We start from the raw sequence: 25,309 nt of genomic DNA on the forward strand, positions 1-25,309 counted from the left end.
GGCCTCAGCGCGGGCGCGTCCACAGATGCGCCGGGCGGGGCACCGTGCGGCCACCGCGCCAGAGCGCGATGCGCGTGCCCCCGGCGATTTGCCCGATCTTCTCGGCCCGGCCCGTGGAGACACGGTAGGAGAAGGCGTCCGCACCCTTCTCGACGAGCTTGAGCCCGATCATGCGATAGACCCCCCAGGCCGTGCCCACGGCCCAGGCACAGCGGCGCGGCAAGGCGTCGATCCCGAGGCGCGCGGAGCCGTAATAATGCTCCGCCTCGTCCACGAGGCGCTTGCGCAGGCGCGCGATGGGGGCGGCGAAGGCTGCGTCCGCCAGATCGTGCGGGCACATCCCTTCCGCCCGCAGCCAGTCCGTCGGCACATAGACGCGACCGGCCTTCGCGTCGTCCACCATGTCGCGGGCGATGTTGGTGAGCTGGAAGGCGAGGCCGAGATCGGCCGCCCGGTCGAGCGTCTCCTCGTCGCTCACCCCCATGATGCGCGCCATCATCACGCCCACGACGCCCGCCACGCGCCAGCAATAGAGCATCAGATCGTCGAGCGTGCGATAGGTCCGCCCCTCGGCGTCCATCGCAAAGCCGGCCAGATGCTCCTGCGCCAGCGAGCGGTCGATGCCGTGCCGGCGCACCACCTCGCCCAGAGCGGCGAAGGCGGGGTGCAGGCCGCGCGTGCACCCCTCGAAGGCGAGCGCCGTGTCGCGCCGCAGCGCCTCGATCGCCTCGGCGGCGGGGCGCGAGCCGCCGGCGCGCATGGGCGAGCCCGCCTCCTGCCCGTCCACCACGTCGTCGCAATGCCGGCACCAGGCATAGAGCAGGACGACGCTTTCGCGCGTCCTGGCGTCGAACAGGCGTGAGGCGGCGGCGAAGCTCTTCGACCCCCGCGCGATGGACGCGCTGGCGAAGGCGGAAAGGTCGGTCTCAGCCATCGCCGAGGATCAGCCCCGCCGTAGCCTTGGCCGAACCGACGACGCCCGGCACGCCGGCGCCCGGATGCGTGCCGGCGCCGACGAAATAGAGATTGGGAATCTCGTCGTCCCTGTTGTGCGCGCGGAACCACGCCGACTGCGTGAGCACGGGGTCGAGCGAGAAGGCGCTGCCGACATGGGCGTTCAGCTCGTCTCGGAAATCGAAGGGCGTGAAGATGCGGTGCGTCACGAGGTCCCGGCGCAGGTTCGGCATGTGGTGGGCCTCCAGATAGTCGAAGATGCGCTCGCGATAGCGCGGCCCCTCCGCTTCCCAGTCGATCCGCGCGTTGCCCAGATGAGGCACGGGCGAGAGCACATAGTAGCTCCCCGCCTCTTCCGGCGCGAGCGAGGGGTCCGTGGCGCAGGGCGAGTGGAGATAGAGCGAGAAATCGGCCGAAAGCTCCGGCCCCTTGAAGATCTCCGAAATCAGCTCCCGATAGCGCGCGCCGAACAGCACCGTGTGGTGTTGAAGATGCGCCTGGTGCCGCGAGAGGCCGAAATAGAGGACGAAGAGCGACATGGAGAAGCGCTTGGCCTTCAGCCGCCGCGCTTCCTTTTCCCCGCGCGCGGTGCCCGAGAGGAGCGTCGCATAGGTGTGCACCACGTCGGCGTTGGAGGCCACGAGATCGGCGGCAAAGCGCCGGCCGTCCTTCAGGACGACCCCGCTCGCCCGCCCATCCTCCACCTCGATCCGCTCAGCTTCCGCGTTCAGCTCCAGCGTGCCGCCCTTGTCCCGGAACAGCCGCACCATGCCCGCGATCAGGGCGCCTGTGCCGCCCTTGGGAAACCACACGCCCCATTCGCGCTCCAGCGCATGAATTAGCGCGTAGATCGAGGAGGTGGCGAAGGGATTGCCGCCGACAAGGAGCGAGTGGAACGAGAGCGCCTGGCGAAGCTGCTCGTCCTCGATGAAGCCGGCGACCCTGGAATAGACGCTGCGCCACGCCTGAAGCTTCATCAGCGCGGGGCCCGCCCGCACCATGTCGCGGAAATGCAGGAAGGGCACGGTGCCGAGCTTGAGATAGCCCTCCTCGAAGACGGCGCGGGAATAATCGAGGAAGCGGCGATAGCCCTCCACGTCCTTCGGGTTCTTCGCCCGGATCTGCCGGTCGAGCTCGGCCTGGTCGTTCACATAGTCGAAGGCGTAGCCGTCCTCCCAGCACAGGCGATAGAACGGGCTGACGGGCAGGAGCGTCACATAGTCCGAGAGCTTCGCCCCGGACACGGCGAACAATTCCTCCAGCGCGGAAGGATCGGTGATGACGGTCGGCCCGGCGTCGAAGACGAAGCCCTGATCCTCGTAGACATAGGCCCGCCCGCCCGGCTTGTCGCGCTTCTCCACCAGCGTGGTGGCGATGCCGGCGGCCTGGAGGCGGATGGCGAGTGACAGGCCGCCGAAGCCCGAGCCGACGACGATGGCGGTTCTGGAGGGGTTGTTCGGCCCTGCGATCATGAACTTCCCTTGGAGAGGACGGCGAGCGCGCCGCGAACAGATACGGGTGGCTTGCCGATCAGGATGCGCGCCTTGTCGAAAGCGGTCAGGCGACCGGCATAGAAACGGGCGATCAGGGGAGCCGGAAGGCGGTGGAAATGCTGGAGGATGCGGTAGCGCTCCGAAGGCTCGCCGGCCAGGAACAGCAACCGGTTGAGGACGCGGAAATAGGCGCGCTCGCGCCAGAGGCCACGGGCATGGCGGGTAAGAGCCTCGTTCAGGGCCCTGGGCGAAAGATCGGGAAGCCCGGCCACGAGATCGGCCGTACGCACCGCGTCCGGCAACGAATAGCCGGTGGTGGGGTGGAAGAGCGCGGCGGCAAGGCCGATGGTCGGCACCCCGGCAAGGGAGGCGAGATGCGCCTCGATATCGCCGCCCAGCGCAATGGGAAGGACGCCGTCCTCCTCCCGCACCACCTGGAAACCTCCCCAGCCCGCCGCCTTCGCATAGGCCGCCACGTGGCCGCGCAGCGTCTGCCGGTCCAGCGCGGCGCCGTCGGCGTAATAGGTGTCCTCTATCAGCATCCGCGTGGGCGAGAACGGCAGGCAGTAGACGAAGCGGTAGCCCTCCGTCTGGCTCACCGTCGCGTCCATGACGACCGGACGGCCGAGCCCGTGCGGCCGCTCGAACTCCACCTCCTGCCCGAGGAACTTCTGGAAGCCGAGCCGCAGATGCGGCGTCTCGCGCGGGCCCCGCGCGTCGATCACCGCGCCCGCCTCGATTCGCGCGCCGTCCGCCATCTCGACCGCGCCGGGCATGAGGCGCGCCACCGGCGCGCCCGCCACCAGCCTTGCGCCCAGCGCCCGCTCCACGATCTTCGCGAAGCGGCCGGAGGGCGCGGTGGCGTAGCCGGTCTCGATCCGCCGCCGCCGTGCCGGAAAGCGCACCTCGTAGCCGGGCCAGGACGAGGCGACGAAGGGGGCGAGCCATTCGCGCTGGCGCGCATCGACATCGCCCGCGTGAAAGGACCAGGTGTGCGCGCCCCCCGGCCTCTCGCCGGCCTCCAGGACGAGCAGCTTCACCTGCGGCCGCAGCGCGGCCAGCCGGCAGGCGAGCAGCCCGCCGGAAAGCCCGGCCCCGACGATGACGAGGTCCGGCCGGTTCATGGCCGCCCCCGCGACAGCAGCCGCTCCGCCATCATGGAGGCCCGCGGCGCGCCGCCGGCCTCGCGCACCTCCTGCCCCAGAGCGCGGGCGCGCCGCCGGAAACCGTCTTCGGCAAGAAGGCGCTGCACGGCATCGTGAACGGCCCGCTCCTCCAGCGAGCGGCGCGAGAGCTTGAGCCCCACGCCGTAATGGACGATGCGCGCCGCCACGCCCGGCTGGTCGAACGCGATGGGAATGGCCAGCATCGGCACGCCCGCCTCCAGCGCGTCCATCGCCGTGTTGAGGCCCGCATGGGTGATGCACACCGCCGCATGGGACAGAACCGCGCGCTGGGGCAGGAAATCCGTGACCAGGTCGGCCTCGATGCGCGCCGCCTGATCGGGCGCGAGGCCGCCGCAATGGGCGAGGACGAGCTGCGCGCCCAGCCGGCGGCAGGCCGCCGCGATGGTCCGGAACAGGCCGATCCGATGCCCCTGGAGCGTTCCGAGCGAAGCGAAGACGAGCGGCCGGGCGGGATCGGGCGCGAAAGGCAGGGTTTCCGCCTTCTCTTCGCCTGCGCGAAACGGCCCCATGGGATGCAGCCGCCCCCCCTCGGGCCTGGGAAAATCGAAGCCAGCCACGGTCTGCGACAGCGTTCCGAGCGGCGAAAGGCAATCCTGAAGCTCGGCGAAGCCCGCAAGGCCGAAGCGTTCGGACTGCTCCCGGATGGCCCGGCGCTGGCGCGACAGGAGAAGCCGCGTCACGCGCTCCGCGCCGCGATTGCGCTTGCACCCCTCGACGCTCGTATCGAACGGCCAGTCCAGAAAGGGCGGCGGCACGCCGGGGTCGCGCTCCACCGGCAGCGCGCAGGCGACCGACAGGAAGGGGAGGCCGAGATAGCTAGCCACCAGCCCGCCAGCCGGCTCCATCTGGTCCGCCAGCACCGCATCGGCCGCGATCTCGCGCAGGAGCGCGGGTAGAACCTCGCATAGCGCCTCGGTGAAGCGCGCCCCGCGGCCGACCGTGCGCAGGATGGCGAGCGGCCCGTTGGCCAGCCGCCCGGCGGTGCGCGGCGCGGCGGCGAAATGCACGATGCGCATCTCGACGCCCCTCGCCGTCACCGCCGCCCCGCTCCCCTCCCCGACGACCAGCGTGACGCGATGGCCGCGCGCCGCCAGCGCCCCGCCCAGCGCCTCGAAGGCGCCGACATGGCTGGGATAGGGTGAGCAGATCATCGCAAAATGCGTCATGCAGGCGTGAAGCGCTCTTCTCAAGACTTGAAGGAGCCGAAGCGACGAGCACTTAGAGCGGGACAGATGCCGCGTTTCAAGCAATTGCGGTCGTGCGACGCGAGACCCAAGGGAATGGAAGGCCGACTTGCCCGCTGAACCAACAATCGCCGGCCGGCGACGGTGAATTCCTCTTCCCCTTTCCTGACCGAGCGCACAAGCCTTGCGGACACCCCCGCCGGGCGAATCGCCATTGCCGTGGCCATCCTGGCAGCGCTCGTCCTCTGGCTGCTGGCGGCCGGGCGCCCGGCCGCCTGCCCATGCGGGACGGTGCGCCTCTTCGTGGCCGACGCCGCCTCCCCGCAGACCTCGCAGCAGGTGGCGGACTGGTATTCGGCGCTTCACATCGTCTTCGGCCTCGCGCTCTGGCTCTGGCTCGATACCATCCGCCCCCATTGGCCTGTCGGGCGCCGGCTTCTGGTCGCCTTCGCCTCCGCCGCGATCTGGGAGGCGGTGGAGAACCTGCCCTTTATCATCGCGGTGTTCGGCAACGCGCCGGGCGCGCCGCCCTATGCGGGCGATTCCATTCTCAACGCCGTCGCCGACACCCTCTTCGTCGTCCTCGGCTTCCTCATCGGCCGCGCCCTGCCGGGCTGGGCCATGCTGACGCTGGCGCTGGGCCTGGAAGCGCTGGTCTGGTCCATGGCCAATGACGGCTATGCGCTCGGCGCGCTGCGCGTCCTCGGCCTACCGGTCTGACGACGCCGTGGAACGCCTGGAGGCCGGGCGACTTAACCTCTTCGGGAACGAAAGGGAGAGGTTCCATGCACCCCCAGAACACGGCGCCCGGCGCCGGCCGCCTGCTCATCGAGCGCGAGGCGCGCCCGCTCGTGATCAAGCGCCACGATGCGGTGATCGCGGCCAGCAACGAGGCGCTGCTCGTCACGCAGGATGGAGGCTCGCCGGTCTATTACGTCCCGCGCAAGGACGTCTACATGGAGCACCTGACGGAGTCGGACGAGCCGCCGGCAGATAGCGGCGACGGCGCCCCGCGCTATTGGTCCGTGGTCGCGTCCGGCGGCGGCGTCGCCAATGCGGTGTGGACGCTCACGAAGCCCGGCGAGAGTGAGCGCCAGCTCGCCGATCATCTCGGCTTCGACCCCAATCCCTTCAACATCACCGTCGGCTGACCCGCCTTGCGGCGCCGGACCCGGCTTCAACCAACCCGGAAGGGAGATGAAACATGAGCCAGATGACGCTCTCCGATCTTTCCCAGGCCATGCGCGGGATCGATTTCTGCATGTTGTCGAGCAAATCCGCCGGCGGCGACATAGCCGCGCGTCCGATGAGCAACAACGGCGATGTCGACTTCGACGGCGACTCGTTCTTCTTCGCCTATGAGGAGGCACGCACGATCTCCGATATCGAGCATGACCCGAAGGTCGGCCTCGGCTTCCAGGGCAAGGCGGGCCTCTTGGGCGGACCGCCACTCTTCATCGCCATCGAGGGCACGGCCGAGCTTATCCGCGACAAGAGCGCCTTCGAGGCTCATTGGACGCCCGAGCTGAACTACTGGTTCAAGAACGGCGTCGACACGCCGAACATCGTCCTCATCAAGGTTCGTGCCACCCGCGCCCATTACTGGAATGGTGAGGACGAGGGCGAGATCGCGCTCGACAGCGCGGCCCTTGCGTGACGGACGGGACTTTGCATCGGCGCGCGATCGCCTTATGGTGCGCGCGGCAGGTCCCATAGCTCAGCAGGATAGAGCACCAGATTCCTAATCTGGGGGTCGTAGGTTCGAGCCCTACTGGGATCACCACCGGCTTGGGGATTGCGTTGCACGGCTCGCAATTCGACCGGTCGGACCTATATGGGATAATGATGTCCCTTCCACGCTTGCCGGAGCCTTTGACGCAAATGCGCGTGTATCGGCGTCCCGCCGATTCGAAAGTCGCCTGATGAGCGCCGAAGCCAAGAGCACCTTTCCCGCCAGGCCCATGGCCGACAGGGCAGAGAAGGGTTCCGCGATGAGCATGATCGCTGCCGAGACAAAGGCACGCGTGGAGAAAACCGCCAAGTTGCGCCTCATGCGCATGGAGCAGGAAGCGGCTGCTCCGCCGCCCGAAGCGCCCGCCAAGCCGGTGCGCAAACGCAAACGCGCATCCTGACGGCTATCGCGAACGCCTCGCGTCGCTTATACCGTCGAATTTCAACCTTGAGGGACGCGCCCGACCCGGCGCGGCCAGTTTGGAGAAATCTTGCAGGTCCTCGTTCGAGACAACAATGTCGATCAGGCGCTCCGCGTCCTGAAGAAGAAGCTTCAGCGCGAAGGCGTGTTTCGTGAGATGAAGGCGCGCCGCGCCTACGAAAAGCCGTCCGAGCGGCGCGCGCGCGAGAAGGCGGACGCCGTTCGGCGCGCCAAGAAGCTCAATCGCAAGAACGCCCAGCGCGAAGGCCTGCTTCCGGGCCCCAAGCGCAAGGTTCGCCCGCCCCGTCCGGGTGCGGCGCCCGCGCCCTCCGTCGGCGTCTCGCGATAGTTTGCGAGCGGGGCTTGCCGTGCCGGCGCAGAAGGTCCATAGTGCGGCTGTCGATCGACGGCCGGGACTTGTGGCCCTTCGCTGGAAAACAGCGACTTGCTCCTTCAGTTTCTCCCCTACACATCGATTCAAAAGGGTGCGCACCCTGCGCACCTGCCGGAACTTTTACGTAAGAAAGGTGTCCCATGGCGACGGGAACCGTTAAGTGGTTTAATCACGACAAGGGCTATGGCTTCATCGCCCCCGATGGCGGCGGCAGCGATGCTTTCGTCCACATCAGCGCCGTGGAGCGCTCGGGCCTCAGCGGCCTGACGGACGGCCAGAAGGTCTCGTTCGAGCTCGTTCAGGATCGTCGTTCCGGCAAGATGTCGGCCGACAACCTCAAGGCTCTCGACTAGTCGAGCCTCCGCTTCCCCGGAAGCGGGGAGCCCAGATCAGGCCTGCGCGCGCCGACCACGGATGTACCGGCGGCGCGACGGGCCAAAAGCGACACCCGCAGGGGCTCGTCGCGGACCCGGTCGGCAGGCATGCGCCTCGCCGGCCGTTTTTTATTGGCGCCCCTTTCGTCTGCCGCAGCCTTGACGGGCCTTCGCCGTGAGGATGCGGGCGTGCCTCGAATCGAGGACACCCCCGCACCGGCAAGCATGCTCCACGCGCCCGGTCCTATTTCGGGCGGATTTGGCGGCGAGGGAAGGACGCCGGAGCCGCGCCGCGACAAGCATTGGGACGGGCCTGTTGCACCGGCGCGCTTTCGCCTTCGGCCCCGCCTGCGATAGGAAAGGGCCGCCGCCTTTGATGCGGAAGGATACCCGGGGGAACGGCACTTCGATGACGGGGATGGCCAGGACATTGCCGGACACGCACCGGCCCCGACTGCACACTCGGCGCCGCCTGCGGCCCGCGGCATTGGGGCTTGCCGCGCTTATGACGCTCGGCGGCTGCACTACGCTCGGCCAGGGCCTCGAGGAGACCGCCACCAGTCCCGACTTGCGCACCGGCTACCTGCCGGGCGAATCGCGCCAGCCCATTTCCTTCGAGGGCGTGCAGCAGAACGACCCGCAATCCTCCATCGGCCGCACGCAGCACCCCCGCATCTTGGCCGCCTATGGCGGCGCCTATTCGGACGAGAGGCTGGAACGGGCGCTGGCCGGCATCGTCGGCAAGCTGAGCGCGGTCTCGCAGGACCCGGGCCGCGCCTATCGCATCACCATCCTCAATTCGCCCAACGTCAACGCCTTCGCTCTTCCGGGCGGTTATCTCTACGTCACGCGCGGCCTTCTGGCGCTCGCCAACGATTCGGCCGAAGTCGCGGCCGTCATCGCCCATGAAATGGCCCATGTGGCGGCCAATCACGGCATCGAGCGCCAGCAGCGCGAGGAAGCGGCCGAGCTGGCGGGGCGCGTGGTAACGGAGGTGCTGGCGAGCGAGCCGGCCGGCAAGGCCGCGCTGGCGCGCGGGCGGCTGAACCTTGCCAGCTTCTCTCGCAACCAGGAACTCCAGGCGGACGGGCTCGGCATTCGCCAGATCGGCAGCGCCGGCTACGACGCCACCGCCGCCGCGCGCTTCCTGGAGGCGATGGAATCCTTCACCCGCTTCCGCAATGCCTTCCAGGCACCCAACGCCGAACTCGACTTCCTGGCCTCGCACCCCGCCGCCCCCCAGCGCGTCCAGCTTGCCCGCCAGCACGCGGCGCAATTTGCAGGGCAGAACGGCACCACGGACCGCGACCGCTATCTCGACGGCATCAACGGGATGCTCTTCGGCGACACGGCCACCGAGGGCTATGTTCGCGAGCGCGCCTTCTATCACCCTGCGCTCGGCATCACCTTCACCGTTCCCGAGGGCTTCATCATCGACAACACCGCCGAGGCGGTGCTGGCCACCGGGCCGGGCGATGTGGCGCTGCGCTTCGATGGCGTCGCCCTCCCCCCGCGCGTCTCGCTGGTGGACTATGTGGGAAGCGGCTGGATCGGCGGCCTCGATCCCGCCAGCATCCGCCAGAAGCGCATCGGCAATCTGGAAGCCGTCTCGGCACGCGCCTCGGGCGGGGCCTATGTCTTCGACGTGACGGTGGTGCGGGTCGGCCCGCAGGTCTACCGGTTCCTCACCGCCCTTCCCGCCTCTTCTTCCGAGCGGCTGCAGCCGATCGCAGACGGGATTTCGCAGTCCTTCCGCCTTCTCGACGCCGCCGAGCGGGAAGCGCTCAAGCCCCTGCGCATTCGCATCGTCACCGCGCGGGCCGGCGATACCGAAAGCTCCATCGCCGCGAAAATGCAAGGGGTGGACCGGCGTGTGGAGCTGTTCCGCCTGTTGAACGGACTGGAAGGCGGCGGCGCGGTTCGTCCCGGCGAGCGCTACAAGATCATTGCCGAATAGGCTGCGAGGAGCGGCCGACGGTCAAACGGAAAAGGCCGCCTCGAGGGCGGCCTTTTCCGTTTTCCGGCAGCGGAACAATCAGCTCACATAAGCCGCCTGGTCGGGATTGGTCTGGAGCAGGGCCGCGCGCAGCTTTTCCAGCGCCCGCGTCTCGATCTGGCGCACCCGTTCCTTGGAGATGCCGAGCTTGCTGCCCAGCGCCTCCAAGGTCGCCCCGTCGTCTCGCAGGCGCCGCTCGCGGATGATGCGCAGCTCGCGTTCCGACAGGACGTCCAGCGCATCGTTCAACCAGTGCACGCGCCTCTCCTCGTCGATCGAGGTCGAAACCATCTCGTCGGGCAGCGGGTCGTTGGCGACGAGGAAATCCTGGCGGTCCGCGCTGCCCGATTCGTCATCCATCAAGGGTGCGTTGAGCGAGGAATCCGGGCCGGAGAGGCGCGAATCCATCAGCGCCACATCGCTCTCGGAAACTTTGAGGGCCGTTGCGATCTCGCGATACATGGCCGAGCCGGACAGGCTGTCGGAACCCTGGCTCAGCCGCGCGCGCAGGCGGCGCAGGTTGAAGAAGAGCGCCTTCTGCGCTGAGGAGGTGCCGCCCCGGACGATGGACCAGTTGCGCAGGATGTAGTCCTGGATCGAGGCACGAATCCACCATGTCGCATAGGTGGAGAAGCGCACCTCGCGCTCCGGCTCGAAGCGCGCCGCCGCTTCCAGAAGGCCGACATGGCCCTCCTGGATGAGGTCGTTCATCGCCAAGCCGAAATGGCGGAACTTGGAGGCCATGGAAATGACCAGCCGCATGTGAGCCGAGGTGATCTTGTGGAGCGCGGCCTGATCGCGCTGTTCCTTCCAGCGGATGGCGAGTTCGTACTCTTCCTCCCGCTGGAGATAGGGCGCAGCCATGGCGGCGCGGATCATCACTCGGCGTGCGGACTGGGATTTCATGAGATCGAACCTTCCCCGGATCTGGCGAGTCGCAGACGAGACGAGGTCGAATTTCAATGCGCCGACACCCGCCTTCTGGGCCGATAACGGGCGCGCGCCGACAACGTTCCAACGAGGGAAAACTTTTTGGCGCAAGATGGAGAGGGATCGGAAAAAAGCAAGGGGCGCCGTTCTCCAGCGCCCCCTGCTCGTCTACGAGTAGCAAAAGAACGGCCCAAAGAAAAGCCGGCCGCTCGAATGAGCGGCCGGCTTCATCATTATGGCTCGAAGGAGGCGTAGCGGATCAGGCCGCTTCGTCCTGCGCCGGCTCGTCTTCGACGGCCTCGTCCTCGGCCTCGGCGCCCTTGGTGCGCTTCGGGCCCTTGTTCAGGTTGGCCTCGATCAGGCGCACGGCTTCCGTCTCCGAAAGCTCGTTCACGGCCGCGATCTCGCGCGCCATGCGGCCGAGCGCCGCCTCATAGAGCTGGCGCTCGGAATAGGACTGCTCGGGCTGGCTCTCAGCGCGGTAGAGATCGCGCACGACTTCCGCGATCTGGATCAGGTCGCCGGAGTTGATCTTGGCGTCGTATTCCTGGGCGCGGCGGCTCCACATGGTCTTCTTCACGCGGGCCCTGCCCTGCACGACCTTGAGAGCGCGATCCACGAAATCGGTCTCGGAGAGCTTGCGCATGCCGACGCTCTCCGCCTTGGCGACAGGCACCTTGAGACGCATCTTGTCTTTCTCGAAGTCGATCACGAAGAGCTCGAGCTTCATGCCCGCCACTTCCTGCTCCTCGATCGCCACGATCTGCCCCACGCCGTGGGCGGGGTAGACGATGCTCTCGCCGGTCTTGAAACCTTGGCGCTGGGAGGTCTTCTTCTGAATGCTCATACGCTTTGTAAAACTCCCTGTTGTGCCGAGCCGCGACAGAAGCTAAGCACGGGGACGACGCTGGTTCGCCGCCGGTTTCGCGAGCGCCACCTTCCAGTGGGCAACAGTCCGCAGACCCTAAGGGGATGCCTTTGTCCGAGCGCAGGCGCGGCAGCACAGGGCCTTAGAGCCCTGGCGACGACGAGCAGAGCTGACGAAGAGCGCCTTTCGGAGAATAGCGGGAAGAATACCGGGTCGAGTTCGCTCGGCCCGCTCCGGCATTCGACTGTTGCAGAAATAATACCCTACTCGCGCGCAAATTTCAAGGAAATTGCGCCCCACGCAAGCTTCATCGAGCCGATTTCGGCTCTACGCGCCCGAATTCGCTCCGGAGAAACCGGCCACCGCTCGAAGGTATCTCCACCCTGGCGCAGAAAAGGCCGGGTTTGGGCGCGACGTAGCGTCGGTCCGGCAGCCGGCGATCAGTCGCCCGAACCGGGCTCCGGCGAGAAATACTTCTCGAACTTGCCCTCTTCCCCGTCGAATTCCTTATGGTCGGCCGGCGGATCGCGCTTGATGGTGATGTTCGGCCATTTCTCGGCGTATTCGGCGTTCACCTTCAGCCATTTGTCGAGATTGGGCTCGGTGTCCGGGCTGATCGCCTCGGCCGGGCACTCGGGCTCGCAGACGCCGCAGTCGATGCATTCGTCAGGATGGATGACGAGCATGTTGTCGCCCTCGTAGAAGCAGTCCACCGGACAGACTTCCACGCAGTCCATGTATTTGCAGCGAATGCAGTTGTCGGTGACGACATAGGTCATGGCTAGGGCCTTGGGTCGAGCCTTTCCGCAGCGCATCGTCGCTGGATCGAGGCAGACGCCGCCAGAGCGGACCCGGCGGACTTTTTGCGATATCCGCCCGGAGGTAGCCTTTGGCACGGGCGCTTGCAAGGGCAAAGCATTGCGCCTTACGCATGGCAGGGGAAACGCTTTGCCCCGACCGGCGGGTTTTGTCCGAGACGCTACGCCCCCTCCAGAACCGGACGACCGAAGACGTCATTCCGTCCGCCTTCTCCGTCGGATCGCGGCGAAGGACGGCGCGGGTCGCGCCAGCAGACCCCGCGAAGCCAGCCGACAATGAGCATCGCAGCACAGGCTTACCGCAAGGGCCGGCCAGCCCCAACCGGTCCGCGCTTCGGCCATAGCTTGCCAAAGCGCCCGTCCTCGCCTTGATGGGCCGCACAGGGCCTGCCGAACTGCGCTCTAATGATCACCCGATGCTTTGAACCGGCGCGCCTCCTGCCGCTCGCGCGAGGAGGGGCGCGGCCCCGCATCGGGCCTGCCGGGCTCGGGAGGCGCGGGCGGTGGAGACAGATCCTCGTAGAGCGTGCGCGCCTCGGGCGCCGGGCCGCGCCGCTCTCCCGGTTCCAGCACCTTCAGCACGAGGACGCGGCTTTCCAGCGCCAGCGTCAGCACGTCGCCGGGCCGAACGATCCGCGCCGACTGCGAGATCTTCTCGCGGTTCACGCGCACGGCCCCGGAGACGGCGAGCTTCTGGGCCAGGCTCCGCGACTTGGCGATGCGCGCGAAGAACAGCCACTTGTCGATGCGCTGTCCTCCGCCCGCCATGCGCCGCTCAGCTCTTCAACTTGTCTTTCAGCGCCGCGAGCTTGGCGAAGGGTGAATCGGGATCAATCGGCCGCGAGGGCTTTTCCGATCGGCGCGGGCCGCCCTGCTCCGGGCGCGGGCCGCGCGCTTCGGGCCGCTCCTCGAAGCGCGGCTTGCCCTTGCCCTTGAAACCGCCCTTGCCGCCGGGCCGCTCGCCGCGCGGTTCGCCCTTGGCGGAGGCCGGACGCCCGGCGCCGCCCTCGCCTTCCGGCCGCCGCCCCCTGCCCGGCTGGCCCTGCCGCTCGCCCTGGTGCTGCCCCGGCGCACGCTGTCCGCGTCCGTCGCGGCGCCCGCCGCGCTGGTCCCCGCGAGAGGGGCGCCAAAGCTGAACGAGCTTAACCTCCTCCTCAAGGGGCGAAGCGGACGGGGATGCGTCTTCCTCGTGCTGGCCGACGCTCGCCGGCTGCGGAGGCGCCTCGCCGCCCGGCGCCGCATCGTTCGCTTCCGGCTGCTCGTCGCCGTGCGGAACCTCCACCGTTTCGGCAGAGGCATTGTCGGAGAGAACCGTATCGACCGGGCGCGGCTCCTCGCTCTGCGTCTCCACCGCCTCCGCCTCCGACACGGCGGCCGACGGCTCCATGGCTGGCGCCTCGGTGGACTCGGTCTCGCCTTCCGTTCCGGCCGCCTGCGCGGCGGCGGCGGCCTGCGCCGCCTCCTCCGCCAGCCTGGCTTGCACCCGCGAAGCCTGCGCGGCCTCGAAGGCGGTGTCGGCCTCCGCGACGGTCTTCTCCACCACGCGCGCATCCACCCCGTGCGAGCGATAGCCGAGGCCCTTGAGAATCTCGTCCATATCCTCGGCGGTGGCGCCCAGAATCGACATCATGGCCGGCGTCACGACGAACTCGCGCCCGTCATAGCCGCCATCGGGGCGCTTGCCCGTGCCCGGCTTCCAGGCGAGCGCCGGCCGGATAAGGTCCGCCAGCCGCTCCAATATGTCCACGCGCACGGCACGGTTGCCGAGCACACGATAGCCCGCCAGCGCGTAGAAGGCGGGATCGAAGGCCGGATCGGGCTTCACCGAGGTGCGGCCGGTGGCCAGGAGCTGGGTGACTTCGCCGTAGCCCGCCTTGTCCCGCCCCTCCGTCGCGATGCCCCACAGGAGCGTCAGGAGGTTGGCCGGCGCCGGCTTCACCAGCGCGGGAACGAAGATGTGGTAGGCGCCGAAGCGCACGCCCAGCCGGCGCAGCGCGGCACGCGCCTCCTGGTCCAGGCCGCGCACGTCCTCGGATACGTCACGGCGCTGCAACAGGCCGTAATTCTCGGAAAGCCGGTAGGCAATGCCCTTGGCCGAGCCCTCCAGCCCCTCGCCGGCGCGAAGGTCGGCCAGCGGCTTGAGCACGGTGGAGACTTGGTAGGTCACGTAGCGCTCGGCCCGGGCGGCCACCTTGTCGCGGGCCGGGCCTGTCAACTGCTCGTCGGCCAGAAGCACGACACGCGGCGAGAGCGGCTCGGCGCCGGCCGTCAGGCTTGCCACCGGCGCCCCGAGCCAGCGCAGGAGCCCGTCCTGCCCCAGCGCGATGTCGCCATTGGGCGAGTTGGAGAAGCGCTCCGCGCGGGCGTCGTACTCCCCGGCCAGCGCCTTCTGCGCGGCCGCACGCACGGCCTTGGCGTCCTGCCCGTCCGAACGCGAGTCCGCGGTGAACCTGAAGCCTTGCAGCTCGCCCACATGGTGGCCTTCGACACGCACCGTGCCGTCGCCGCCGATTTCAGCTTCCATGAATGCGTTCTCTCTCAACCGCCGCATCAAGACGCTTGTCCTGCGGTCTACGAAGCGTTTCGTCAACCGCTCGTGAAGCGCGTCGGACAAGCGGTCTTCGATCAGCCTGGTCTTTTCCTGCCAGTGTGTCGGATCGGCCAGCCAGCCGGGGCGGTGGGAAATATAGGTCCAGGTGCGGATTTCCGCGATGCGCTGGGACAGGGCGTCGATATCGCCCTCGGCCAGGTCCGCACGCCGCACCTGCGCCGCCATATAGTCCTCGGCCACATGCCCCCGGCTCACCAGGTCCCCGTATATTTGAGCAATGATTTCAGCGTGTTGCGCTGGCGCGATGCGGCGGTAGTCCGGCAGCTTGCAAGCCTCCCAAAGAAGCTCCACCGCGCGCGGCCCCGTAGCCTTCTGCGCCACCTCCTCGTCGCGCGAGAGGAACTCCAGCGCCCGCTGGTCCACTGAGGGCAGCGCGCGTGTCAGCTCCGGCGCGGGCGGCAGGGTCTCGAGGCTGGCCTTCAGCCTGTCGAGCGAAGCGAAATCGAGCTGGCGCGAGCGCCATTGCGCCACGCGCATGGGCTCGAAGCGATGCGCCTCCAGCGCCTCCACCAGTTCAGGCTCCAGCGAATCGGTGTGCCCCGTCACACCGAAGGTGCCGTCGCGCACATGGCGCCCGGCTCGTCCGGCGATCTGGCCGTATTCGGCCGGCGTCAGGCGGCGATACTGGTAGCCGTCATATTTCCAGTCCTGCGCGAAGGCCACATGATCGACATCGAGGTTCAGCCCCATGCCGATCGCGTCCGTCGCCACCAGGAATTCGACATCGCCGTTCTGGTAAAGCTCCACCTGCGCGTTCCGCGTGCGGGGCGAGAGCGCGCCCAGAACCACCGCCGCCCCGCCGCGCTGGCGGCGGATCAACTCGGCGATGGCGTAGACCTCCTCGGCCGAGAAGGCGACGACGGCGGTGCGCCGCCCCAGCCGGGTGATCTTCTTGGAGCCGGCGTAGAGGAGGTTGGACAGGCGCGGCCGCGTGACGAACCGAATGCCCGGCAACAGGCGCTCGAGCACGCCGCGCATGGTCTGCGAGCCGAGAAGCAGCGTTTCCTCGCGGCCGCGTGCATGGAGGATGCGGTCGGTGAAGACATGGCCGCGCTCCAGGTCTCCGCAAAGCTGCACCTCGTCGATGGCGACGAAGGCGGCGGAGGGCTCGCGCGGCATCGCCTCGACGGTGCAGATCTGGTAGCGCGCGTTCCTGGGCTTGATCTTCTCCTCGCCCGTGATGAGCGCAACCGCGCCCACCCCCACGCGCTCCACGACACGCTGATAGACCTCGCGCGCCAAAAGGCGCAACGGCAGGCCGATCACCCCCGATGAATGGGCAACCATCCGCTCGATGGCGAGGAACGTCTTGCCGGTGTTGGTCGGCCCGAGGACAGCGGTGACGCCGGTGCCGTCGAACGCCGATCTCGAATCGCCGGCACGGGTCGGGAAAGGGGCGTTCATCATCACTGAGCCGATATAGTGGGGTCGGCGCGTTCAAAACGCAAACGGCGGGCTGGGAGCCACCTAGATAAAAAGGCCCCGGCGCCACGCGCCAGGGCCCCTTGCAAAGAGGACGGCGCGCCTCAGCGGACGGCGAGAACCTCGCCCGTGCGCCGGTCGACATCCACCTGGATATCGTCGCCGCGCCGGTCCACGCCCAATACGCGGTAGCTGGAGCGGTTGCGGCTCACCGTATCGACCTCCCTCACGCCCTCCGCCCGCGCGATGCGCACCGCGTCCCGCTCGCCGATCTCGCGCGAAGGACCGCCGCGCTGGGGGCCCTCACGAGACGGCCCGCCGCGCTCGTCGCGCCTTTGCCCCTCGCGCCCGGGCTCGACGAGGCGAATTCCATCCGGGCCGATCTGGATGCTCTGCGCCACGGACGGGGTGGCGATGCCGAGGGCGGCGAGCGCCACGAGCCCGTAGGTCCACGACTTCCTGATCATCGTTCTGTTCCTTGTTGCCAGACAGCAATGCTGGTTGCGTGAGCGGTAAACTCGCGGCGCGGGCCCGCGTTCCCGAGACGCGGATCACCCGCGTTCAGGCGAAGTACTGCCCACCATTGGCCGAAAGCGTCGAACCCGTCACGAAAGCCGCATCGTCCGCCACGAGGAAGAGGACGCAGCGCGCAATCTCCTGCGCCTCCCCCAGCCGCCCCACGGGAATCTTCGGAAGGATCGCCTCGCGCATCACGTCCTCGGGGATCGTTGCCATCATCTCCGTGTCGATATAGCCGGGGCAGATGGCGTTGACGGTGATGTTCCGCCCCGCCCCCTCCAGCGCGAGCGCGCGGGTGAAGCCGAGATCGCCGGCCTTGGCGGCCGAATAGTTCACCTGCCCCGCCTGCCCCTTCTGCCCGTTGATGGAGGAGATGGAGACGATGCGCCCGAAGGAGCGTTCGCGCATGCCCTCCCACACATTGCGCGTCATGTTGAACAGGCCCGTGAGGTTCGTCGTCAGCACCTCGTTCCACTGCTGCGGCGTCATCTTGTGGAACATGACATCGCGCGTGATGCCGGCATTGTTGACCAGCACCTCCACCGGCCCCAGCGCGGCCTCCACCTCGGCCACGCCGGCCTCGCAGGCCGCAAAGTCGCCCACGTCCCACTGGAAGACCGGGATGCCCGTCTGCGCGCCGAAGGCGTTCGCCCGCTCCTCGTTGCCGGCATAGTTGGCGGCCACCGCATAGCCGGCGTCCTTCAGCGCCCGGGAGATCGCCGCGCCGATGCCGCGCGTGCCTCCCGTCACGATCGCCACCCTGCCCATGCGATTCCTCCCGTCCGGTCGAGCTTCTTCAGGCACGCGGCGGGCCTCCTCCCCGAACCCCGCCGGCTTCCGTCAAACGCGCTCGAAGCACATGGCCACGCCCATGCCGCCGCCGATGCAGAGCGTGGCAAGGCTCCGGCGGGCGTCCCGCCGGGCCATCTCGAACAGCAGCGTGTTCAGCAGCCGCGCGCCCGAGGCGCCGATGGGATGGCCGATGGCGATGGCGCCGCCGTTGACATTGACGATGTCGGTGCTCCAGCCGAGATCCTTGTTCACCGCGCAGGCCTGCGCCGCGAAGGCCTCGTTGGATTCGACGAGGTCGAGATCGTCGACGCTCCAGCCGGCCTTTTCGAGCGCCTTGCGAGAGGCCGGTATGGGCCCCGTTCCCATCACCGAGGGATCGACCCCGGCCGTGGCCCAGGAAACGATGCGCGCCATGGGCTGGAGCCCGCGGCTTTCGGCCTCCGATTCGCTCATCAGCACCACGGCCGCCGCGCCGTCGTTGATCCCGCTGGCATTGGCCGCCGTCACCGTGCCTTCCTTGTCGAAGGCCGGGCGCAGCTTCTGCACCTTCTCGAGCGTCATCCCGTGCTTGATGTACTCGTCCTCGTCCACCACCGTGTCGCCCTTCCGCCCGCTCACGGTGAAGGGCACGATCTCATCCCGGAAGCGGCCAGCCTTCTGCGCCGCCTCGGCCTTGTTCTGCGATTTCACCGCGAACTCGTCCTGCTCCTCGCGGGTGATCTGCCACTGGCGCGAGACGTTCTCGGCCGTGATGCCCATGTGGTATCCTTGGAAGGCGTCGATCAGGCCATCCTTCAGCATGGTGTCCACCATCTTGAAGTCGCCCATCCTGGCGCCGCCGCGCAGATGCGCGCAATGGGGCGCCATGGACATGGATTCCTGGCCGCCCGCCACCACGATGCGCGCATCGCCCAGCGCGATCTGCTGCATGCCGATGGCCACGGCCCGCAACCCCGAGCCGCAGAGCTGGTTGAGGCCCCAGGCGGTGGTCTCCTTCGGGCAGCCGGCGGCCATGGCGGCCTGCCGCGCGGGGTTCTGCCCCTCGCCGGCCTGCAGGATCTGGCCCATCACGACCTCATCCACCTCCGCCGCCTCGACCTGCGCGCGCACCAGCGCCTCGCGGATCGCCGCCGCGCCCAGCTCATGGGCCGGGACCGAAGCGAAGGCGCCGTTGAAGGCGCCGACCGGCGTGCGCGCCGCTCCCACGATGACGATCGACTGTTCCAGGCTCATGGCCGTTCCTTCCTGACCTCCCAAGCGGCACCGGGCAACGGCCGGACCACTCCTTCTCCCACGAATGAAGCGCGCCGGGGCGCGCCTGTGAAGCCCGGCGCGGCATCTTTTCTCGCAACGGCCCACGCCGGGCGCGAGGATGCGCGGACGTGAGCGCGCGCCCGGGAAATCCGTTTGAACTGATGGGCCAAACAGTGCCTAATCCGCCCCAAGGGTCCGGGCGGCATCGCAGGAGGCGCTCGCGCCGTGCCGCTCTTGCCGGGAGGAGAGGACAAGATGGCTAAGAACGCCGATACGACGATCATCAAGAAATACGCCAACAGGCGGCTCTACAACACGGGCACGTCGATGTACGTGACGCTCGAGAACCTCGCGTCGATGGTGAAGGGAGGCGAGGACTTCACCGTCCAGGACGCCAAGACGGGCGAGGACATCACCCATCAGGTGCTGACGCAGATCATTTTCGAACAGGAGAACAAGAGCGGCCAGACGCTGATGCCCGCCACCTTCCTGCGCCAGCTCATCCGCTTCTATGGCGACCAGATGCAGATGGTGATCCCCGCCTATCTGGAACAGTCGATGGCCGCGCTCTCCCGCGAGCAGGAAACCTTCAGGGACGCGGGCAACCCCGTGGCGCAGACGACGCGGCTGATCGAGGAACAGGTGCGGCGCAACACGGAGATGTTCCGCCAGGCCATGGGCATGTTCAACCCGTTCCTGGCCGCAGCGGCCGGCGGCGAGGCTCCGCCGCGCCGCGAGGAGCCGGCGACAGGCGACGCGCAGGCCGACGATCTGGCGGCCATGCGGCGCGAGATCGCTGAAATGCGTCGCAAGCTGGACGAGCTCGCCCTGCAAAAGGCGCAGTAGCGGACACGAAAAAGCCGGGCCCAAGGCCCGGCTCCTTCCATGCGCCGACCACCCCGAAGGGATGGATCAGGCGTTGTCCTTGACCTTCAGCACCTGCTTGCCGCGGTACATGCCGGTCTTCAGGTCGATATGGTGCGGGCGGCGCAGCTCGCCCGAATTCTTGTCCTCGACATAGGTCGGCGCGCTCAGCGCGTCGGCCGAGCGGCGCATGCCGCGCTTGGACGGGGAAGTCTTTCTCTTGGGTACGGCCATGTCCTGCTCCGTCTTAGGTCCTCAAGGCGCCGGGGCCGGACCGTGTCTTCAATCTTCGTTGCGGGCCGGCTTGCCGCCCGCCTCCACCGCCATGACGAAAGGAATGATCGTGGTCCGCACGATCGCTTCACTCACGAAGACGACTGGAATTTCGGTGAGCCCATAGCAGGAACGGGCGGGGATGAAAAGGGTGCCGCCCCGCCAAACCGCGCGCCCGGCTCAGCCGAGGCACCGTACATAGTCGCCCGCCGCCCTGCCCCGCGCCTGCGCACGGTCGGCGAGGCGTGCGACGCCCGCGCTCGGATTGGCCGGATCGCGCGCGAGCGGCGCGGGCAACGAAACGGCGAGCAGCGCGGCCTGCCGGGGCGAGAGGTCGGCCGCCGGCCGGTTGAAATAGTAGCGCGCGGCCGCCTCGATGCCGTAGATGCCCGGCCCCCATTCCGCGACGTTGAGATAGATTTCCATCATCCGGCGCTTGGACCAGAGCGCGTCCGCATAGAGCGCCAGCGGCACCTCCAGCGCCTTGCGCACATAGGAGCGCCCGCCCCAGAGGAACAGGTTCTTCACCGTCTGCATCGGAATGGTGGAGGCGCCCCGCCCGGCCGAGCCCTCCTCGAGGGCGCGATTGACCACCGCCGACAACTCCGCCCAGTCGATGCCGTCATGCCGGCAGAACTGCCCATCCTCCGACATCACCACCGTGTGGACCATCACCGGCGCGATCCGCTCCAGCGGCACCCACTGGCGGTCATAGGGCTGGAAGGTGAAATGCTCGGCCAGCATGAGGGTGGAGACCGGCCGCACGGACTGGACCGCGTAGACCGGGACGAGAATGAGCGGAACGGCGAGGAAGGCGACGCACAGGAGAAGCGCCCACCGAATCAGGCGTCGCAGCATCGATATAAGGCCATTGCGTCACGCCTCCTGAACCCGGCTCCTTTTTCGTCTTAGCGAGGCCGCCCGCGCAGGGCAAACCGGCGGGGCGCTTGCAGCCGCGCGCCGGCCGCGCCACACAACGACGCGGACGGATTCGTGGAAGGGACGGCACATGGACACGAGAGGCTTCGCCGACAGGCTGGCGCGCGACGCGTGGACGAGCGAGGCCGTGCTGGAGCGCACCCTCTCGCCCGGCCATCCGCTCGTCGCCGGCGCGCCCGAGCGCCTGCTCGCGGCCATGCGCCACGCCGCCCTGGCGGGCGGAAAGCGCCTGCGCCCCTGCCTTGTGATGGAATCGGCGCGCCTCTTCGCCGGCCCGGCCGAAGGCGCGGCACAGGTGGCGGCGGCGCTGGAGCTTCTGCACTGCTACTCGCTCGTCCACGACGACCTGCCGGCGATGGACGACGACGACATGCGCCGGGGCCGCCCGACCGTCCACAAGGCCTATGACGAGGCGACGGCGATCCTGGCCGGAGACGCGCTCCTGACGCTCTCCTTCGGCCTCGTCGCGCTCGCCGAAGGGATCGACGCCTCGGCGCGAATCGAACTCGTCGCCGCGCTTTCGGTCCAGGCGGGGGCCGGTGGCATGGTCGGCGGGCAGGCGCTCGACCTCGCGGCGGAGACGAGCGAGCTTTCGGAAGGCGAGATCGCCGCCATGCAGGCGATGAAGACCGGCGCGCTGCTGACCTTTGCCTGCGAGGCCGGGGCCATCGTCGCGGGCGCGCGCCCGCAGGACCGCGAGCGCCTGCGCCGCTTCGGCCAGACCATCGGCCTCGCCTTCCAGCTCGCCGACGACCTGCTCGACGAGACGGCGGACGCCGCCGCGCTGGGCAAGGCCGCCGGCAAGGACCGGGCGCGCGGCAAGAAGACCCTGCCCGCCCTGCACGGCATAGACTGGACGCGCAGGCGCCTCGACGCCCTCGTCGTCGAGGCCGAGGCTATTCTCGCTCCCTATGGCGAGCGCGCGGCCACGCTCATCGAGGCGGCGCGCTTCGTAGCGAACCGGACGAGTTAGTTCCTCATCACCACACAGGCCCCGCCGGACGAGCGCAGGCGGCCGCACAGGCTGTCGGCCTCGCGGCGCGAATCGGTGCCCAGACGCACGGCCGTGATGCGGCGGGGGCCGGAGATGGGGCGCGTGCGCATGACGATGGGGTCCAGCCCGCCCAGCACGGACGGGTAGGTGTCCTGGAGCTTGCGGTACATCTTCATGGCGATGGCCTCGTTGGCATGGCCCGCCACCTGCACGCCCCAGGGCTTCATAGGCGCCGATTCGGCCGTGGCGAAGACGGCGCGGGTCGCCATGATCGGCAGGCGCCGGCAGGCTTCGGGAAAGGCGCGCTCGGGGTCCAGCGGCTTCACCGCCGCCTCGCGGATCTCCTCGCGGAACCATGAGGCGGGCTGGGCGGTGATGGACAGGACATAGTCCTCGGTCTCGTAAGGCAGGCGCCCGCCGCTCGCCATCCAGCGCTTCACCCGGTTGATGCCGCCGTTATACGCCGCCGCCGCCAGGCCCCAGGAGCCGAGCTCGGCCCGCAGGTCGCGCAGGTAACGGGCCGAATGGCCGATCGCCTGCTCCTTGTCGAACGGATCGTCCAGCCCGCGCTCTTGCGCCGTGTAGGGCATGAACTGCGCGATGCCCTGCGCGCCGACCGGCGAGAGCGCCTTTTCGTCGAAGCGGCTCTCCTTCCAGATCAGCCGCGCGAAGAAGTCCGGCGACATGCCGGTCTCTTCGGCATGGGCCTCGATCAGGTCGCAGATCGCGCCGACGCGCGCGTCCGGTTCCTCGGCCCGCGCACCGGCCCCCATGAGAAGCGCGGCGGCGATCAGACCGGCGCGCCAGGCCTTCATTCGGCCGCGTCCCGCCGGCCGAAGCGCCGCTCGATATAATCGGCCACCATCACCCGGAAATCGCCCGCGATGTCGGGCCCGCGCAGGGTGGCGACCTTCTGGCCGTCCACATAGACGGGCGCGGAGGGCGTCTCGGCGGTGCCCGGCAGCGAGATGCCGATATCGGCGTGCTTGCTTTCCCCCGGCCCGTTGACGATGCAGCCCATCACGGCGACGCTCAGCGCCTCGACGCCCGGGTAACGCTCGCGCCACTCCGGCATGGCGGCGCGAATGTCGGCCTGGATCGTCTCGGCCAGCTCCTGGAACAGCGTGGACGTGGTGCGCCCGCAGCCGGGGCACGCGGCGACGATCGGGATGAACTGGCGGAACCCCATCGTCTGAAGGATTTCCTGCGCCACCTGCACCTCGCGCGTGCGGTCGCCGCCGGGCTCCGGCGTCAGCGAGACGCGGATCGTGTCGCCGATGCCCTCCTGCAACAGGATGCCCATCGCCGCGGACGAGGCCACGATGCCCTTGGAGCCCATGCCCGCCTCGGTCAGGCCGAGATGGATGGCGTGGTCCGTGCGGCGCGAGAGGTCGCGATAGACCGCGATGAGGTCCTGCACGTTGGAGACCTTTGCCGAGAGGATGATCTTCTCGCGCGGCAGGCCGGTCTCCTCCGCGAGCTGGGCGGAATAGATGGCCGAACGGATGATCGCCTCGCGCATCACCGCGCGCGCCGGCAGCGGCTGGGCGAGCGTGCTGTTCTCGTCCATCAGGCGGGTGAGGAGCTCCTGGTCGAGCGAGCCCCAGTTGACGCCGATGCGCACGGGCTTGCCGTAGCGGATCGCGGTTTCCACGATCTGCACGAACTGCCGGTCCTTCTTGTCCTTGAAGCCGACATTGCCGGGGTTGATGCGGTATTTCGCCAGCGCCTCGGCGCAGCCGGGATGATCGGCCAGGAGCTTGTGGCCGATATAGTGGAAGTCGCCCACCAGCGGCACGTCGTGCCCCAGCCGAAGCAGCCGCTCGCGGATGCGCGGCACGGCGGCAGCCGATTCGTCCCGGTCCACCGTGATGCGCACGATCTCCGAGCCCGCCTGCGCCAGCCGCGCCACCTGCGCGACCGTGGCGTCCACATCGGCCGTATCGGTATTGGTCATCGATTGCACGACGACGGGCCCGCCGCCGCCGACGACAATGCCGCCGACATCGACCCCCACGGTCGGCCGCCGCGGCAGGGGGTCTGCGATCAGGGGCTCGATGGGAGCGCTGGCATTCATCGGAAGGATCGTCCGGCTGTCGAGAATGGCCCTTGGGTGGGCATCGGGAGGCGGCTTGTCAAATACGGCACAAAAAAGGCGATGAGCGGAACCGCCGCCACGGTCAAGGGTTTGTGAGAACAGGGGGCGCTTCAAGCCCCACGGCTGGAGACGGACATCATGGACCTCACGATCATCATCGTCATCATTCTCGTGCTGCTGCTGGTTGGCGCCCTGCCCTCCTGGGGCCATTCGCGGAGCTGGGGATATGGGCCGAGCGGCATTCTCGGCGTCATCCTCATCATCGTCATCATCCTGCTCCTGACCGGGCGGCTCTGACACGGGGGGCGTGGGGCGCGAAAGCGCCTCACGCCTTTCTCAGAAAGGCGTACCAATAGGCCAGGCCGATGGAAGCGCCGCCCAGCGTATTCCCGATCGTGCAGACGACGAGGTTCAGGACGGCGCTCCCCAGCGTCAGCTCGGGGAAATCCGCCGCGCTCACGCCGGTGGCGGCCCAGAATTCCGGGCCGGCCCCGCCCTTCACCATCAGCGCGATGGGCAGGAGCGACATATTGGCCACCGAATGCTCGAAGCCCGCCGCCACGAAGGCCGAGATCGGCCCGATGACGGCGAGGATCTTGCCCGGAACGGTGCGCGCGGCCTGCGCGGCCCACACGGCAAGGCACACCAGCATGTTGGCCAGAATGCCCGAAGCCAGAATGGCGACAACGCTCTTGCCCGTCTTGCTGGCGCCCACCTCCAGCGCGTTGAGGCCCACCGCTCCTTCGCCGGCCATGTGCCCGCCTGCTACCACGAAGAGCGCCGCGATCACCAGGGCGCCCGCGAAGTTGGCGAAATAGACGAGTGTCCAGAAGCGCCACATGGTGCCCGCGTCCAGCGTTCCGCGGATGCGGTTGACGACGAGAAGCGTATCGCCGGTAAAAAGCTCCGCCCCCGCCACGATGACGAGGATCAGCCCCACGCTGAAGCCGAGGCCGGCGAGCAGGTGGCCGGGGCCCGAGAACCCCTCCCCGCCCGCACCCACGACGAGGAAGACGATGGCCCCGAAGGCGATGTAGCCGCCTGCGAGGAGCGAGAGCACAAGCACCTCGCTCGACGCCTTGCGCACCTTGCCGCACAGATAGTCGAGCGTGTTCCGCGCCGTTTGCGCGGGAGACGCGTCGTCCACCGCCAATTCCGCCTCGTCCGCCATTCAGGCCCCTTCCCTTCCGCAA

At 68.4% G+C, this 25,309-nt stretch carries 27 protein-coding genes and 1 tRNA gene; 11 read left to right on the forward strand and 17 right to left on the reverse strand.

The genetic code is table 11. The features are described 5' to 3' along the window. Positions 1-4: 4 nt before the first annotated feature. Genes J7654_RS16975 through J7654_RS16990 form a run of 4 tightly spaced genes read right to left on the reverse strand, consistent with a single transcriptional unit; the run spans position 5 to position 4,800 of the window. Positions 5-934: a phytoene/squalene synthase family protein gene (locus tag J7654_RS16975; protein ID WP_209737016.1), complete on the reverse strand. Its 930-nt coding sequence runs from the start codon at positions 932-934 to the stop codon at positions 5-7. Then, the gene (locus J7654_RS16980; RefSeq protein WP_209737017.1) at positions 927-2,426 is read right to left on the reverse strand and encodes a phytoene desaturase; all 1,500 of its coding nucleotides are present in this window, start codon (positions 2,424-2,426) and stop codon (positions 927-929) included. The genes J7654_RS16975 and J7654_RS16980 overlap by 8 nt, the downstream gene beginning before the upstream one ends. Further along, entirely contained in the window at positions 2,423-3,571 is a 1,149-nt protein-coding gene (crtY, locus tag J7654_RS16985) for a lycopene beta-cyclase CrtY (RefSeq protein ID WP_209737018.1), read from the reverse strand. The genes J7654_RS16980 and crtY overlap by 4 nt, the downstream gene beginning before the upstream one ends. Beyond that, the gene (locus tag J7654_RS16990; protein ID WP_209737019.1) at positions 3,568-4,800 is read right to left on the reverse strand and encodes a glycosyltransferase; all 1,233 of its coding nucleotides are present in this window, start codon (positions 4,798-4,800) and stop codon (positions 3,568-3,570) included. Before J7654_RS16990 ends, crtY begins: the two co-directional genes overlap by 4 nt. A 162-nt stretch (positions 4,801-4,962) precedes the next feature. Between J7654_RS16990 and J7654_RS16995 the strand changes: the two genes are divergently transcribed. The 8 genes from J7654_RS16995 to J7654_RS17030 all read left to right on the forward strand — a co-directional run bounded on the left by J7654_RS16995 (position 4,963) and on the right by J7654_RS17030 (position 9,695). Then, a complete protein-coding gene (locus J7654_RS16995) occupies positions 4,963-5,538 on the forward strand; it encodes a DUF2585 family protein (RefSeq protein ID WP_209737020.1) in 576 nt (191 codons plus the stop codon). Between the two features lie 65 nt (positions 5,539-5,603). Further along, positions 5,604-5,969, forward strand: coding sequence for a DUF427 domain-containing protein (locus J7654_RS17000; protein ID WP_209737021.1), 366 nt, complete (start codon positions 5,604-5,606; stop codon positions 5,967-5,969). A gap of 53 nt (positions 5,970-6,022) precedes the next feature. Further along, positions 6,023-6,475: a pyridoxamine 5'-phosphate oxidase family protein gene (locus J7654_RS17005; RefSeq protein ID WP_209737022.1), complete on the forward strand. Its 453-nt coding sequence runs from the start codon at positions 6,023-6,025 to the stop codon at positions 6,473-6,475. Between the two features lie 49 nt (positions 6,476-6,524). Beyond that, positions 6,525-6,601: transfer RNA gene (locus tag J7654_RS17010), tRNA-Arg, on the forward strand. Positions 6,602-6,740: 139 nt separating this feature from the next. Next, entirely contained in the window at positions 6,741-6,950 is a 210-nt protein-coding gene (locus tag J7654_RS17015; RefSeq protein WP_209737023.1) for a hypothetical protein, read from the forward strand. Positions 6,951-7,040: 90 nt separating this feature from the next. After that, positions 7,041-7,319 carry a 30S ribosomal protein S21 gene (gene rpsU, locus J7654_RS17020; protein ID WP_209737024.1) on the forward strand — a complete coding sequence of 93 codons (279 nt, stop codon included), beginning with the start codon at positions 7,041-7,043 and terminating at the stop codon, positions 7,317-7,319. Positions 7,320-7,504: 185 nt separating this feature from the next. Beyond that, positions 7,505-7,717: a cold-shock protein gene (locus J7654_RS17025; protein WP_209737025.1), complete on the forward strand. Its 213-nt coding sequence runs from the start codon at positions 7,505-7,507 to the stop codon at positions 7,715-7,717. A gap of 526 nt (positions 7,718-8,243) precedes the next feature. After that, entirely contained in the window at positions 8,244-9,695 is a 1,452-nt protein-coding gene (locus J7654_RS17030) for a M48 family metalloprotease (protein WP_245195792.1), read from the forward strand. A gap of 78 nt (positions 9,696-9,773) precedes the next feature. Here the strand turns inward: J7654_RS17030 and J7654_RS17035 are convergent, their stop codons facing one another. The 8 genes from J7654_RS17035 to J7654_RS17070 form a co-directional block, all read right to left on the reverse strand. Further along, positions 9,774-10,640: an RNA polymerase factor sigma-32 gene (locus tag J7654_RS17035; protein ID WP_209737026.1), complete on the reverse strand. Its 867-nt coding sequence runs from the start codon at positions 10,638-10,640 to the stop codon at positions 9,774-9,776. A gap of 283 nt (positions 10,641-10,923) precedes the next feature. After that, positions 10,924-11,511, reverse strand: coding sequence for a CarD family transcriptional regulator (locus J7654_RS17040; RefSeq protein WP_209737027.1), 588 nt, complete (start codon positions 11,509-11,511; stop codon positions 10,924-10,926). Positions 11,512-11,972: 461 nt separating this feature from the next. Beyond that, positions 11,973-12,311: a ferredoxin FdxA gene (gene fdxA, locus J7654_RS17045; protein WP_209737028.1), complete on the reverse strand. Its 339-nt coding sequence runs from the start codon at positions 12,309-12,311 to the stop codon at positions 11,973-11,975. Positions 12,312-12,752: 441 nt separating this feature from the next. Beyond that, a complete protein-coding gene (locus J7654_RS17050) occupies positions 12,753-13,118 on the reverse strand; it encodes an RNA-binding S4 domain-containing protein (protein WP_209737029.1) in 366 nt (121 codons plus the stop codon). 7 nt (positions 13,119-13,125) lie between these two features. Beyond that, entirely contained in the window at positions 13,126-16,365 is a 3,240-nt protein-coding gene (locus J7654_RS17055; protein WP_209740668.1) for a helicase-related protein, read from the reverse strand. 122 nt (positions 16,366-16,487) lie between these two features. Beyond that, positions 16,488-16,850 (reverse strand): PepSY domain-containing protein, encoded by a 363-nt coding sequence (locus J7654_RS17060; protein ID WP_209737030.1) that lies wholly within the window; start codon positions 16,848-16,850, stop codon positions 16,488-16,490. Between the two features lie 94 nt (positions 16,851-16,944). Then, positions 16,945-17,670 carry an acetoacetyl-CoA reductase gene (gene phbB, locus J7654_RS17065; protein ID WP_209737031.1) on the reverse strand — a complete coding sequence of 242 codons (726 nt, stop codon included), beginning with the start codon at positions 17,668-17,670 and terminating at the stop codon, positions 16,945-16,947. Between the two features lie 72 nt (positions 17,671-17,742). After that, positions 17,743-18,927: an acetyl-CoA C-acetyltransferase gene (locus tag J7654_RS17070; RefSeq protein ID WP_209737032.1), complete on the reverse strand. Its 1,185-nt coding sequence runs from the start codon at positions 18,925-18,927 to the stop codon at positions 17,743-17,745. A gap of 276 nt (positions 18,928-19,203) precedes the next feature. Between J7654_RS17070 and phaR the strand changes: the two genes are divergently transcribed. Continuing rightward, the gene (phaR, locus tag J7654_RS17075; protein ID WP_209737033.1) at positions 19,204-19,794 is read left to right on the forward strand and encodes a polyhydroxyalkanoate synthesis repressor PhaR; all 591 of its coding nucleotides are present in this window, start codon (positions 19,204-19,206) and stop codon (positions 19,792-19,794) included. Positions 19,795-19,860: 66 nt separating this feature from the next. Here phaR and rpmF read toward each other — a convergent pair whose 3' ends face one another. Next, a complete protein-coding gene (gene rpmF / locus J7654_RS17080; protein WP_209737034.1) occupies positions 19,861-20,046 on the reverse strand; it encodes a 50S ribosomal protein L32 in 186 nt (61 codons plus the stop codon). A 219-nt stretch (positions 20,047-20,265) separates the two neighbouring features. Beyond that, positions 20,266-20,943 (reverse strand): monofunctional biosynthetic peptidoglycan transglycosylase, encoded by a 678-nt coding sequence (gene mtgA / locus J7654_RS17085; RefSeq protein ID WP_209737035.1) that lies wholly within the window; start codon positions 20,941-20,943, stop codon positions 20,266-20,268. A 151-nt stretch (positions 20,944-21,094) separates the two neighbouring features. Here mtgA and J7654_RS17090 point away from each other — a divergent pair, with 151 nt between their 5' ends. After that, entirely contained in the window at positions 21,095-21,997 is a 903-nt protein-coding gene (locus J7654_RS17090) for a polyprenyl synthetase family protein (RefSeq protein ID WP_209737036.1), read from the forward strand. Here the strand turns inward: J7654_RS17090 and J7654_RS17095 are convergent. Continuing rightward, positions 21,994-22,833 (reverse strand): lytic transglycosylase domain-containing protein, encoded by an 840-nt coding sequence (locus tag J7654_RS17095; protein ID WP_209737037.1) that lies wholly within the window; start codon positions 22,831-22,833, stop codon positions 21,994-21,996. The two genes, J7654_RS17090 and J7654_RS17095, sit on opposite strands and share 4 nt — an antisense overlap. Beyond that, a complete protein-coding gene (gene ispG, locus J7654_RS17100) occupies positions 22,830-24,095 on the reverse strand; it encodes a flavodoxin-dependent (E)-4-hydroxy-3-methylbut-2-enyl-diphosphate synthase (RefSeq protein ID WP_209737038.1) in 1,266 nt (421 codons plus the stop codon). Before ispG ends, J7654_RS17095 begins: the two co-directional genes overlap by 4 nt. A gap of 159 nt (positions 24,096-24,254) precedes the next feature. Here ispG and J7654_RS17105 point away from each other — a divergent pair, with 159 nt between their 5' ends. Continuing rightward, positions 24,255-24,413, forward strand: coding sequence for a DUF3309 family protein (locus J7654_RS17105; RefSeq protein WP_209737039.1), 159 nt, complete (start codon positions 24,255-24,257; stop codon positions 24,411-24,413). A 28-nt stretch (positions 24,414-24,441) separates the two neighbouring features. Here J7654_RS17105 and J7654_RS17110 read toward each other — a convergent pair whose 3' ends face one another. Then, the gene (locus tag J7654_RS17110) at positions 24,442-25,287 is read right to left on the reverse strand and encodes a formate/nitrite transporter family protein (RefSeq protein ID WP_209737040.1); all 846 of its coding nucleotides are present in this window, start codon (positions 25,285-25,287) and stop codon (positions 24,442-24,444) included. Positions 25,288-25,309: the final 22 nt, after the last annotated feature.

This window comes from Aureimonas populi (assembly GCF_017815515.1).
Classification (GTDB): domain Bacteria; phylum Pseudomonadota; class Alphaproteobacteria; order Rhizobiales; family Rhizobiaceae; genus Aureimonas; species Aureimonas populi.